Origin of the sequence: Streptomyces sp. NPDC020299 (genome assembly GCF_044387825.1) — a bacterium.
Lineage (GTDB): Bacteria > Actinomycetota > Actinomycetes > Streptomycetales > Streptomycetaceae > Streptomyces.
In genome coordinates this window covers 17,708-30,779 of sequence record NZ_JBIRWL010000012.1, presented here as the reverse complement: position 1 = coordinate 30,779, position 13,072 = coordinate 17,708, and the positions used below count along the sequence as shown (strand labels likewise).

Sequence of the window (13,072 nt, the reverse complement as noted above, 5' to 3'; positions counted from 1 at the left end):
CGCGGGTCAGCAGTTGCCCGGACCCACCCCGTCGATACGGCCGCCGAAGTCGCCGAGGTAGCGGGAGCGCCAGTCGCCGTTGTAGACGTCCCGCTTCTCGACCGGCTGCCAGTTGATGAAACACGCCTTGGTACTCGCGACGGCCGAGCCGACGTGGTCATGCAGGAAGGACGGCATGTCCCGGTAGCCGCTGCGTGCGGTCCACTCCCACGAACTGCCGCTGAACCCCTCCCCGCTCCAGAAACACACCGACCCGTCGGGACAGGAGGGCGGCCCGACCCGCGCGGCGGCGTCCTGGGCGGGCAGGACGAGGGTGGTCAGGGCGAGAACGGCAGCGAGGGACCAGGAACAAAGCTTCATGGGACTCTCCGGAAAGGGCAGTCGGCAGGGCGCCCCGGCGGAACTGCCGGGGCACCGCCATGCTCCTGTCCGGACACGGCAACACGCCCGAGTCCAAGATCGATCTCACCTGTGTGAGCGAACTAGTAGAACCAGTACGACCGGCCTACCAGATCGCGTCCACCCACTCCGGGTGGTCGATGAACGGGTTGCGGTTGTGCTGGTAGGTGTCGTAGATGACCTGGTTGCGCTTCTCCTCGAAGGCGCTCGGCGGGTCCTCGTCGTTCCACTGCTTGAGGACGGAGAGCTTGCCGATGTACGGGTTGCTGCCGTTGTTGACCTTCTCGTTGGGCTCCAGGTCGGCGAAGCCGTCGTCACCCTCGTAGCGCACGGCCATATAGAGGATCATGCGAGCCACGTCCCCCTTGTCCGCGTCGCGCGGTTCGAAGGAGTCGGAGTCGACGAGACTGCCGCCACCGTTGGTGACCGTGCTGCCGCCTTTGTCGAAGTCCAGGTTGCCGCGGATGCTGTTGACCTGGACGTCCGCGGGGCGCAGGTGGTGCAGGTCCGTGCCGGGGCCGGTCACCTCGCCGAAGTCGCCGTGGGACTTGGCCCACACGTGCTCGCGGTTCCAGTCGCCGACGTCGCCGCCGTTGAGGGACTTGCTGCGCGAGACACCGCTGTACAGCAGGATCACGTTGCCGCTGTTGTTCGGGTCCTGGTCGGTGACCTTCAGTGCGTTCCAGACGGCGGAGTACGAGATCTTGGTCTGGCTGCTGATGATCGTGTGCAGGGACGACTTCAGGCTGGTGCCGGTCTTGCCGACCGCGTTCTTGTAGTACGTCGAGTCGTACGAGGTCGTCGTCGCCGCGGCCGGGGTCGCCGTCAGCGTCGGTGCGGTGAGGCCGGCCAGGACGGCGGCCGTGGTGAGCGCCACCGCCTTCCAGCGGCGGGGGAGTGTCGCCAGCATCATGTGGGGTCCGTTCTACGCGGGTTGATCGGAGGCGGCATCCGGAGCGTGACATGAACATGCGGGCGACGCAATGAACGTGAGGTGTCGGTTCGGTGACACGGCGAACGGCCCCTGAGAGGAGTGGTGATCAGGGGCCGTTCAGCTGAGGGGGCCGGGCGGGCGTCAGCTCACGTCGGACGGGTCCAGGCGGTAGACGGTCGAAGTGTTCGCAGAGCTGGAGGAGTTGGCGGCACCGGACGACTTCGACGAGCCGGCCGACGGCGAACTCTTGCTGTACGCGCTCTCCTTCACCGCCGTCCCGTGCTTCTGCACCCACGACGTCACCGCGGAGCTGAGGCTGTTGTTGCCCCCGCCCGGGCCGCCGCCCATGCCGCCGCTGCCGACCTGGATGTAGTGCAGCTCGCCCTTCTTCACCAGTTCCTCCAGCTTGGCGACGGTCATCGCGTTGTCGGAGCCGGTGAAGCCCCACATGGAGATGACGGGCTGCTTGGTGCTGAGCTCGATCTGCGCGGCGCTCTGGGAGTTGGAGACCGCGAGGAGCCACTTGGCGCCGTCCTGGTGCTTCTTCAGGTAGGCGATGAGGTCGCTGCTCGCGCCGCCGCCCATGCCTCCGCCTCCGCCGAAGCCCCCCATCCCGCCGCGCTGTCCGGCCGTACCGCCCGTCTCGCCGGTGCCGCCCGGGGGCGTGCCGCCGTTGGTGCCGCTGGGCGGGCCGCCCGCCTCCGCGTTCCCGCCGCCCTGCTGTCCGCCGGGGAAACCGCCGCCCTGCGGGAGTTCGCCGTTACCGCCGCCCGGGGTCATCTGGCCGCCCTGGGCGCCCTGTTGGCCGCCCTGCTGAGGCATCTCCCCGCCCCCCGGGAACCCGCCCCGGCCGCCGCCGCCCCCGCCGGGCCCGCCGCCGAAGCCGCTGCCCGTGGACGGGCCCGCCGTCGGGTTCGTACCGCCCATTCCGCCACCGCCCGACTCCGACGGCACCGACCAGGCGTACGCCGCCGGGCCCGCGACCGCCGCGACGACCGCCGCCGCCACCGAGGGCGCCAGCAGCCGGACCCGGTTGCCCGAGCGGAAGACCAGCAGGCCCACGATCGCCGCCGCCATGACCACGCCGATCACCGGCCACAGCCAGGTGTTCCAGCCGGAGGCCCGGCGCAGCAGCACGATCGCCCAGACGCCGGTGACACCGAGGGCGACGGGCAGCACCCAGGCCCACCGTTTGTCGGCGCGGAAGGCGCGCAGCAGCATCACGCCGCCGCCCCCGCACAGCACCGCGATGCCGGGCGCGACCGCGGTCGTGTAGTACGGGTGCATGGTGCCCTCGGCCATGGCGAAGGTCAGGTAGTGCAGACCCAGCCAGCCGCCCCACAGCACCAGCGCGGCCCGCGTGAGGTCGGTGCGCGGCGCCTTGCCGCACAGCACCAGACCGGCGACGCAGGCGATCGCGGCGAAGGGGATCAGCCAGGAGATCTGGCCGCCGAGGATGTCGTTGAACAGCCGGCCGAGCCCGGCGGAACCGGAGAAGCCGCCGCCCCCGCCCCCGCCGCCCCCGCCGTTGCCCTCGCCGCCGAGGACCCGGCCGAGGCCGTTGTACCCCATGATCAGGTCCCAGGCGGTGCCGTCCGTGGAACCGCCGATGTACGGGCGGTCGGAGGCGGGCACGAGGGACACCGCGGCCGCCCACCAGAAGCTGGAGACGGCCAGGACCACGGCCGCGAGCGCCAGGTTGGCGATCCGCTTCACCAACGGGAGCCGTGTCGCGTACAGATAGACCGCGAAGACGGCGGGCAGCGCGATGTAGCCCTGGAGCATCTTCGTGTTGAACGCCAGCCCGAAGCAGGCCGCCGAGCCGAGCAGCGGCAGCAGCTTCCCACTTGTCGTCGCGCGCAGCGCCAGCGCCGCCCCGCCGACCATCAGCAGCACCAGCAGCGTGTCCGGGTTGTTGTCCCGGTTGATGGCCACCGTGATCGGGGTCAGGGCGAGCACCAGCGCGGCGATCGCCGCCGCGCCGTGCCCCCACACCCGCTTCACGCAGGAGTGCAGGATCCAGATGGTGGCCAGCGCGGCCACGATCATCGGCGCCATCATCTGCCAGGTGCCGAACCCGAAGACCCGGCAGGACAGGCCCATGACCATGAGCGCGAGGGGCGGTTTGTCGACGGTGAGGAAGTTGCCCGCGTCCAGCGAGCCGAAGAACCACGCCTTCCAGCTCTGCGTGCCGCTCAGGACGGCCGCGCTGTAGAAGCTGTTGAGGCCGGCGCCGGACAGGTTCCAGGAGTACAGCACCGCCGCCAGGACCAGGATCGCGATCAGCGCGGGCAGCGACCAGCGGGGCGCGGCCTCCGGGGGCGCCGCGGGCGGGACGGGCCCCGGCGGGTCGGGGGTCACGGTCGGGCGGGGGAGGGGATCGGTGGCAGATGTCACGGTCGCAGACTGCCGGGCGGGGGTGAGCGGGGGCTGTGGTGCACCTGGCCACCTCCTGTGAATACGCACTGGACGCGGTGATGCCCGTCGGGCGGACGGCCGGTGATGGGCAACTCCTTGTACAGCCTTTGCCTGATGATCAGCTGCGCTCGTACAACCATTCACTCGAATCTGTGAGTCATCAGACGTATGACTCACAGGAAAACCAGGAGGGTTCGGGCGCTGGCGGCAGCCGTCGGTGCCGCGGTGCTCATACCGGGCATCGCCGCCGCCACCCCGGCCGCCGCGACGACCCCGACCGTCAGTTGCACGTCCGCCAAGGCGGGCCTGGCCGACAAGTTGAAGAGGGACATCACGGCGGCCCTCGCGAACCGCAGGGGCACCGTCGCCGTCGGGCTCTACGACCGCTCCACCAAGACGACCTGCACCCTGCGCTCGACCACGTCCTACGACTCGGCCAGCACCGTCAAGGTCACCGTGCTCGCCACGCTGCTGTGGGACGCGAAGAAGCACAACCGGTATCTGACGAGCACCGAGCAGTCGCTCGCCAAGGCCATGATCACGCAGTCGGACAACGCCGCGACCACCAAGCTGTGGAACCAGCTGGGCACGACGAAGGTCAAGGGCTTCCTGACCGCCGCCGGCATGACGAAGACCACGCCGGGCTCCAACGGCTACTGGGGCCTGACCCAGGAGAACGTCACCGACGAGCAGAAGCTGCTGGGGCTCGTCACCGCCAAGAACACCGTGCTGAGCGACAACTCCCGCGCCTACATCCTGAAGCTCATGAGCCAGGTCGTCTCATCGCAGCGCTGGGGCACGCCCGCCGGGGCGCCGTCCACCGTCTCCGTGCACGTCAAGAACGGCTGGCTGCAACGCGCCACGCACGGCTGGCGGGTGCACAGCCTCGGCACCTTCAACGGCGCCGGGCACGACTACATGATCAGCGTGCTGACCCAGGACAACAGCACGATGGACTACGGCGTCACCACCATCCAGAACGTGGCCAAGGCCATCCACAAGGACCTGGTGCCGACCACGGCCGGCATCGCGCGCTACACCCCGACCAGCACGCCCCGCGAGGCGCTCGTGGCGGTTCCGGAACAGGGCTGACGCTTCACGAGGCGGTCTCCCGCCGGTCACCGGACCGTCCTACGGTGACGCCCATGCGCCTGAGAACCGTACTCGCCACCCTCACCGCCGGCCTGGCGGCGGCCACTTGCCTGTCCGCCGCCGGGCCCGCCAACGCAACTCCGGACAACGCCACGCCGAAAAACGCCTGTTCGCCCACCGTCTCCATCGACCGCTTCTCCGACGCGCTCGACAAGACCACGTACCAGGGCAACTTCGTCGGCAACTTCTCCGCCCTCGCCAAGAACGGCGACGGCACCCTCGCCGCCCTCTCCGACCGCTCGGCCCTGTTCTCCCTGGACGCGAAGACGCTCGCGCCGAAGGCCGTCGTCCCGCTCGCCGACGAGAACGGCGCCGCGCTCGACTCCGAGGGCCTGGTCGTCGACCGGGACGGCACCCGGCTGATCACCTCCGAGACCGAGCCCTCCGTACGCCGCTACTCCCGCGACGGCCATGTCCTCGACCGCCTCCCGGTCCCGCCCTCCCTCCTGGTCGCCCCGGCGGGCCGCGCCACGTCGAACCAGACCTTCGAGGGCCTGACCCTCCTGCCCGGCGGCCACACCCTGCTGGCGTCCATGGAGTACGCGATCTCCGGCGACACCCCCGGCATCGTCCGCTTCCAGACCTGGGAGCGGACGAAGGGCAACCACTTCAGGCTCGGCGCCCAGTACGCCTACCGCACCGACTCCGCCCTCGGCGTCCCCGAGGTCCAGGCGACCCCCGACGGCCGCCTCCTCGTTCTGGAGCGCGGCTTCACCTCCGGCGTCGGCAACACGGTCCGCCTCTACCTGGCCGACCCGCGGCACGCCACCGACACCAGCGGCATCGACGACCTGACCGGCCAGCCGGGCGTCCGCCTGATCAAGAAGACCCTGCTCACCGACATCGCCGGCTGCCCGACCCTGGGCGCCACCGCCAAGCAGCCCCAGCCGAACCCCCTCCTCGACAACATCGAGGGCATGACGATCACGGGCCGGGCGCACGGCCGCCTGAAGGTGCTGCTGGTGAGCGACGACAACCAGAACGCGGCGCAGACGACCAGGTTCTACTACCTGCGCGTGCGTGTCTGACGTGCCGGATATATCTGATGTGCCTGACGTGTTCTGATTCCCGACCTCGTTTTATTGCGGAGGGATGAAATCCGCTTCGTTTTGCGTTGGTGCCTTTCGTAGACCAGGGCCAGAGCCAGAACCAGGCCAGGACCAACGGAGGGCACCGCGTGACACCGCAACGGGGATGGGCACGTCGACTGGCCGGATACGCGTGGCGGTATCCGAAGGACGTCGTCCTCGCCCTCGGCTCCTCGCTCGCCGGCATGGCCGTCATGGCGCTGGTCCCGCTGGTCACCAAGGTGATCATCGACGACGTGATCGGCGACCACAGCCGGCACATGGCCCCCTGGGCGGGCGCCCTCGTCGTGGCCGCGCTCCTCGTCTACGCCTCCACCTACGTCCGCCGCTACTACGGCGGCCGCCTCGCCCTCGACGTCCAGCACGACCTGCGGACCGAGATGTACGAGACGATCACCCGCCTCGACGGCCGCCGCCAGGACGAGCTGTCCACCGGACAGGTGGTCGGCCGGGCCACCAGCGACCTCCAGCTGATCCAGGGCCTGCTCTTCATGCTGCCGATGACCATCGGCAACGTCCTGCTCTTCCTGATCTCCCTGGTGATCATGGCCTGGCTGTCGCTGCCGCTGACCCTGGTCGCCCTCGCGGTAGCTCCCGCGCTCGGCTGGATAGCCAAGCGCAGCCGCTCCAAGCTGCACCCCGCCACCTGGTACGCCCAGGCCCAGGCCGCCGCCGTCGCGGGCGTGGTCGACGGCTCGGTCAGCGGCGTACGCGTGGTGAAGGGCTTCGGGCAGGAGGACCAGGAGACCGGAAAGCTGCGGGAGGTCGGCCGGCGCCTCTTCGCCGGACGCCTGCGCACCATCCGGCTGAACAGCAAGTACACCCCGGCCCTCCAGGCCGTCCCCGCGCTCGGCCAGGTCGCCATGCTGGCGCTGGGCGGCTGGCTTGCCGTACGCGGCCACATCACGCTCGGCACCTTCGTCGCCTTCTCCACCTACCTCGCGCAGCTCGTCGGCCCGGTCCGGATGCTCGCCGTGGTCCTCACCGTCGGCCAGCAGGCCCGCGCGGGCACCGAGCGGGTGCTGGAGCTGATCGACACCGAGCCGTCGATGAAGGACGGCACCAAGACCCTCCCCGCCGACGCCCCCGCGACCGTCGAGTTCGACGACGTGGCTTTCGGCTACGACCACGCCTCCGGCAGGACCAGTCCGGTGCTCCAGGGCCTGAGCTTCGAGATACGCCCCGGCGAGACCCTCGCCTTCGTCGGCTCCTCCGGCTCCGGCAAGTCCACGGTCTCCCTCCTCCTGCCGCGCTTCTACGACGTCACCCACGGCGCCGTCCTGATCGGCGGCCACGACGTGCGCGAGCTGACCCTCGACTCGCTGCGGGCCGCGATCGGACTGGTCCCCGAGGACTCCTTCCTGTTCTCCGACACCGTCCGCGACAACATCGCGTACGGCCGCCCCGACGCCACCCAGGACGAGATCGAGGCCGCCGCCCGCGCCGCCCAGGCCGACCGGTTCATCACCGAGCTGCCCGACGGCTACGACACCAAGGTCGGCGAGCACGGCCTCACCCTCTCCGGCGGCCAGCGCCAGCGCGTCGCGCTCGCCCGCGCGATCCTCACCGACCCCCGGCTGCTCGTCCTCGACGACGCCACCTCCGCCGTGGACGCCCGCGTCGAGCACGAGATCCACGAGGCGCTGAAGCAGGTGATGCGCGGCCGGACGACCCTGCTCATCGCGCACCGCCGCTCCACGCTCAACCTCGCCGACCGCATCGCCGTCCTCGACCACGGCCGCCTCGCCGACATCGGCACCCACGACGAACTGCAGGAACGATCCGCCCTCTACCGCGCCCTGCTCACCGACCCGGACGAACTGGGCGGCGTCTCCCCGGGCCACGCCCAGCCCGCCGTACCCGAGGAGGACACCTCCGTACGGGACGAACTCGACGCCGAGTTCGACGCCGAGCGGGGCGTCACCCCCCGGCTGTGGACCGGCGACCGCGAGCCCAAGGACACCGCCCTCGCCGGCACGCCGGCCTCCCCGGAGCTCCTCGCCCAGGTCGAGGCGCTGCCCCCGGCCGCCGACACCCCCGACATCGACGAGGCGCGGGCGGTCCGCCCGGAGGCCTCCTACGGCCTGCGACGCCTGCTGCACGGCTTCGGACCGCCCCTCCTCGTCAGCCTGCTGCTGGTCGCCGTGGACGCCGGCATGGGCCTGCTGCTGCCGGTCCTGATCCGGCACGGCATCGACCAGGGCGTCACGCGCACGGCCCTCGGCGCCGTCTGGGCGGCCTCGCTGCTCGCCCTGCTCGCCGTACTCCTGCAGTGGGCCGCGCAGATCGGCGAGACCCGGATGACCGGCCGCACCGGCGAGCGCGTCCTGTACTCCCTGCGCCTGAAGATCTTCGCCCAGCTCCAGCGCCTCGGCCTCGACTACTACGAGCGGGAGCTGACCGGCCGGATCATGACCCGGATGACGACGGACGTCGACGCCCTGTCCACCTTCCTCCAGACGGGCCTGGTCACGGCGTTCGTCTCGGTCGTCACATTCTTCGGCATCATGGTCGCCCTGCTGGTCATCGACGTACAGCTCGCGCTGGTCGTCTTCGCGACCCTGCCCCCGCTGATCGTCGCCACGTTCTTCTTCCGCCGGGCGAGCGTGAAGGCCTACGAACTGGCCCGTGAGCGGGTCTCGCTGGTCAACGCCGACCTCCAGGAGTCGGTGTCCGGACTGCGGATCGTGCAGGCCTTCCGGCGCGAGCGGGACGGCGGGCGCCGGTTCGCCGAACGCAGCGACAGCTACCGGCGCGCCCGCATCCGCGGCCAGTGGCTGATATCCGTCTACTTCCCCTTCGTCCAGCTGCTGTCCTCGGTCGCCGCGGCCTCCGTACTGATCGCGGGCGCGGGCCGGATCGAGGCGGCCACGCTGACGACCGGCGCGCTCGTCGCCTACCTGCTCTACATCGACCTGTTCTTCGCCCCCGTACAGCAGCTCTCCCAGGTCTTCGACGGCTACCAGCAGGCGACGGTCTCGCTGGGCCGCATCCAGGAACTGCTCCAGGAGCCGACGTCCACCGGGTCCGCCGAGAAGCCGCAGCAGGTGCGCTCGCTCCAGGGGGACATCGCCTTCGAGGACGTGCACTTCGCCTACGGCGACGGTGCGGAAGCGCTGGGCGGCATCGACCTCACCATCCCCGCCGGCCAGACGGTCGCCTTCGTCGGCGAGACCGGAGCGGGCAAGTCGACCCTGGTGAAGCTGGTGGCACGGTTCTACGACACCACCGGCGGCCGGGTGACGGTCGACGGCACCGACCTGCGCGCCCTGGACCTCACCTCGTACCGCCACCGCCTCGGGGTGGTCCCCCAGGAGGCGTACCTCTTCCAGGGCACCGTCCGCGACGCCATCGCCTACGGCCGCCCCGACGCCACCGACGCCCAGGTGGAGGCCGCGGCCCGGGCGGTCGGCGCGCACGACATGATCGCCACACTCGACGGCGGCTACCTGCACGAGGTCGCCGAACGCGGCCGCAACCTCTCGGCGGGCCAGCGCCAGCTCATCGCCCTCGCCCGCGCCGAACTGGTCGACCCCGACATCCTGCTCCTCGACGAGGCCACCGCCGCCCTCGACCTCGCCACGGAAGCCCAGGTCAACCAGGCGACGGACCGCCTGACAGGCCGCCGCACCGCCCTCCCGTCGCCCGACCACCACCCCTCAACGAGCGCATACGCGCGCACCACCTTGATCGTCGCCCACCGCCTGACCACCGCGGCCCGCGCCGACCGGGTCGTGGTGATGGACCACGGCCGCGTCGCCGAGGACGGCACCCACGAGGAACTGCTCGCCAGGAACGGCCGGTACGCCGAACTGTGGCGGACGTTCATCGGCCAGGCGGAGCCGGAGGAGCCGGTGGGCGCGTCCCGCTGACGCTCGTGCAACCATCCGACATACGTCGTGCGTCCGTACATCAGTACGTTCATGGCTGGTGCATGACCGATGTACGGGAGGGACCACAGTGGACAGTGGTGCGATACGCCGGCGCCTGGCGCTCGGCGCAGCCGTCCTGGCCGCGTCCGGGGTGCTCGCGCTCGCGGTGCCGGGCAGCGCCCAGGCGGCGACGGCGACATCCTGCGCCGGGCGCGAAGTGAGGACCCTGCCCTTCTCCACCGGCGCCGTGCACATCTACAAACGCGACGGCTACGTCTGCGCCGTCACCGTCCCCAAGAAGGCCGGGGCCAAGCGCGCGATGTCGGTCAGCGTGCAGGCCCGCGGCAACCGCCCCGTCGTCGACAGGGGCCGCTACGCCCGCATGGCGGGCCCGGTGACGGTGCACGCCGGCCACCGCTGCGTGTGGATCAAGGGCTCGGTGAGCCGCGGCTCGGTGAGCTCGGGCTGGATCCTGTGCTGAACCGCCGCAGCTGACCCCCGTCCGACCTCCGTCCGACCCCCGCGCGGTCACACCCGCCGTGCGCACCCCACCGGCTTCCCGCCGCCGAGCTGGACGTACAGGTCGGTCGACGGAGGGCACTGGCCGCGGGTCTCCACCGCCTCGGTGACCTTGTACTGGGGTTTCCGTCCGCCCGAGCCGTCGCAGGCCGTCTCGCGGACCTGGCCGCCGCCGGAGCCGTAGACACAGTCGCCGGGGACGGTGCGGGGGCCGCCTCCGCCGCCGGGGTCGCCAGGGTGCGGGGCTTCGAGGTCGCGCATGCAGGCGTACCCCTGGGGGATCCTGCCCTTCTGGGCGCTGATGTGCAGTACGAAGTCGGTGGTCGGCGGGCACAACGGGCCATCGGCCGCGGTGCCGTCGTAGCGGGCGACGACCCGGGCCGCCGCCCGTTCGCCGGCGCAGGGAACCTCGGTGAAGCTGGTGGTCCCGAAGGAGCTGCACTCGCCGACGCCGAGGAACTCGGCACCGTAGCCGGTGCTCGGGGTGGGTGTGGCCGCCCCGGCCGGGGTGCCGTCCGCGGCGGGCCCGGGGGCGTCCTGGCAGCCCGTCAGCAGGGCCAGGGGAAGTGCGCACAGCCCGCACACCAGCCCCACCAAACGCCTCGTGCGCATCGACATCCCCCCAGACACCTCGACCAGCGTGACCCGCGGCGACAGGCCACGCCAGGCGTATCGGAGGCTTTCCGCCCTTTGCGGGCGTTACGCACCTTGCGTGACGTACGTCTAGTACGTCAGCCCGTGCCCGATGGGATACAGCACCTGGGTCGGATCGTCCGCCCGCTGCACCGGCACCGGCAGTTTCCCGCGCGGCCGGACCCTTCCGGCGATCACCCGGGCGGCGGCCCGCAGTTCGACGTCCGTCCAGGAGTACGTCGCCAGGTACGACCTGACCACGGGGAGCACGGCGATGTCGTACGGGTTGCGGACCGCGACCGCCACCACCGGCCTGCCCGCGCCGACGAGCCGGTCCACGAGCGCCTTCTGACCACTGCTCGCCGTGACGTTGTACGTCGCCACGACCACCGCGTCCACGTCCTGCGCGGCCGTGACCGCCCTGGTGACGGTCGCGTCCGAGGGAGCCGTGCCCGTCGACAGGGCCGTGACCGTGAAGCCCAGCTCGGTCAGGGCGGCGGCCAGTACACCGGTGGGCGGGCCCGTGGTGCCGGACGGGGAGGCCGGATCGGCGCCGACCACCAGCAACCTGGGGTGGGTGCGGCGGGACAGCGGGAGCAGTCCGCCCTCGTTGACCAGGAGCGTGGTGGTGCGTTCGGCGATACGGGCGGCGGCTCTCAGATGCTGCGGGGTGCCGACCGTACGGTCCACACCGTCCGCGCTGACGTACGGCCGGTCCAGCAGCCCCAGCCTGTCCTTCAGCCGCAGAATCCGCAGGACGGATTCGTCCAGCCGCGCCTCGCTCAGCTCACCGTCCCGCACCGCCTCCATCACGGCCTTCCAGGCCACGTCGATGGACGGCGGATCGAGCAGCTGATCGACGCCCGCCTTCAGCGCGAGCACCGGCACCCGGTCGTCCCCGTACTTCGTGCGGACGCCCTGCATGCCGAGGGAGTCGGTGACCACGACCCCGTCGTAGCCGAGTTCCCCGCGCAGGATCCCGGTGAGGATGGGGTGGGACAGGGTGGCCGGGTCACCGGAGTCGTCGAGGGCCGGGAACTGGATGTGCGCCGTCATCACCGAGTCGATGCCCGCCCGGATCGCCGCCCGGAACGGCACCGCGTCCAGCTTCTCCCACAGCTCACGGCTGTGCGTGATGACCGGAAAACCGAAGTGGCTGTCGACAGCGGTGTCCCCGTGCCCCGGGAAGTGCTTCGCGGTCGCCGCCACCCCGGCCGCCCGGTACCCCCGTACCTCGGCCGCCACCAGCGCGGCCGCGGCCTCCGGGTCGGCTCCGAAGGAACGCACGCCGATGACCGGGTTCGCCGGGTTGACGTTCACGTCCGCGTCGGGGGAGTAGTCCTGACGGATACCCAGCGCGCGCAACTCCGCCCCGGAGATCCGGCCGAGGGTGCGGGCGTCGGTACGCGAGCCGCCGGCGCCGATCGCCATCGCGCCCGGGAACAGTGTCGCGGGCTTGCCGACGCGGCACACGGCGCCGTGCTCCTGATCGGTGGTGATGAGGACCGGCAGGCCGCGAGGCTGGCCGAGCGAGGCCTGCTGGATGCCGTTGGACAGGTCCGCGATCTGACGGGGGTCCCGGGTGTTGTGCGCCCAGGTGAAGTAGATGATGCCGCCGACCCGGTACCTGGCGATCAGCTCGGCGGCCGTCCGTACGCCGAGCTCCTTGAGGTTGGCGTCGATGTCGGCCTGGTCGGGGGCGGTGGCCGAGTGGCCGTACACCCGCATCACGAAGAGCTGACCGACCTTCTCCTCGAGCGTCATGCGGGAGACGAGTGCGTGGAGCTTCTTGTCGTCGGGCTTCTTGTCCTGCGCTGCGGCGTGCGCGGTGCCGCTGACGGTCGCGGCGGCGGTGAGGCCCGCGGTCGCGGCGAGGACGGTACGTCTGGAGGGGTGTGCGGTGCTTCCCGTGCTTCCCGTGCCGGTGTGGTGCACGTGCACTCCTTCCGGAAAGGATCCGCTGAAGGTCCGCTGAAGGTTCACTGAAGGAAACTTCCGAGAAGTCACCCATATCCGGGAAGTTTCTGCCAGTCAAGGGAATCCACCGGGCATGGCCC

At 71.1% G+C, this 13,072-nt stretch carries 9 protein-coding genes; 4 read left to right on the top strand and 5 right to left on the bottom strand.

From position 1 onward, the window contains the following. Positions 1-6 precede the first annotated feature (6 nt). The 3 genes from ACH45E_RS28275 to ACH45E_RS28265 form a co-directional block, all read right to left on the bottom strand. Positions 7-360 carry a peptidase inhibitor family I36 protein gene (locus tag ACH45E_RS28275; protein WP_361450692.1) on the bottom strand — a complete coding sequence of 118 codons (354 nt, stop codon included), beginning with the start codon at positions 358-360 and terminating at the stop codon, positions 7-9. Between the two features lie 145 nt (positions 361-505). Beyond that, on the bottom strand, positions 506-1,309 hold the full coding sequence (locus tag ACH45E_RS28270; RefSeq protein WP_361450772.1) for an endonuclease: 804 nt from the start codon (positions 1,307-1,309) through the stop codon (positions 506-508). Positions 1,310-1,474: 165 nt separating this feature from the next. After that, the gene (locus tag ACH45E_RS28265; RefSeq protein ID WP_361450695.1) at positions 1,475-3,730 is read right to left on the bottom strand and encodes a glycosyltransferase family 39 protein; all 2,256 of its coding nucleotides are present in this window, start codon (positions 3,728-3,730) and stop codon (positions 1,475-1,477) included. A 189-nt stretch (positions 3,731-3,919) separates the two neighbouring features. Here ACH45E_RS28265 and ACH45E_RS28260 point away from each other — a divergent pair, with 189 nt between their 5' ends. From ACH45E_RS28260 to ACH45E_RS28245, 4 genes are all read left to right on the top strand, one after another. Continuing rightward, complete coding sequence (locus tag ACH45E_RS28260) at positions 3,920-4,843, top strand: serine hydrolase (RefSeq protein ID WP_361450698.1); 924 nt, start codon at positions 3,920-3,922, stop codon at positions 4,841-4,843. A gap of 53 nt (positions 4,844-4,896) precedes the next feature. Further along, positions 4,897-5,931, top strand: a complete 1,035-nt coding sequence (locus tag ACH45E_RS28255; RefSeq protein ID WP_361450701.1) for an esterase-like activity of phytase family protein — start codon at positions 4,897-4,899, stop codon at positions 5,929-5,931. 149 nt (positions 5,932-6,080) lie between these two features. Further along, a complete protein-coding gene (locus ACH45E_RS28250) occupies positions 6,081-9,863 on the top strand; it encodes an ABC transporter ATP-binding protein (RefSeq protein WP_361450704.1) in 3,783 nt (1,260 codons plus the stop codon). Between the two features lie 88 nt (positions 9,864-9,951). Next, positions 9,952-10,344, top strand: coding sequence for a hypothetical protein (locus ACH45E_RS28245; RefSeq protein ID WP_361450707.1), 393 nt, complete (start codon positions 9,952-9,954; stop codon positions 10,342-10,344). A 47-nt stretch (positions 10,345-10,391) separates the two neighbouring features. Here the strand turns inward: ACH45E_RS28245 and ACH45E_RS28240 are convergent, their stop codons facing one another. Then, positions 10,392-10,994 carry a hypothetical protein gene (locus ACH45E_RS28240; RefSeq protein ID WP_361450775.1) on the bottom strand — a complete coding sequence of 201 codons (603 nt, stop codon included), beginning with the start codon at positions 10,992-10,994 and terminating at the stop codon, positions 10,392-10,394. Between the two features lie 111 nt (positions 10,995-11,105). After that, complete coding sequence (locus ACH45E_RS28235; RefSeq protein WP_361450710.1) at positions 11,106-12,950, bottom strand: glycoside hydrolase family 3 protein; 1,845 nt, start codon at positions 12,948-12,950, stop codon at positions 11,106-11,108. Positions 12,951-13,072: the final 122 nt, after the last annotated feature.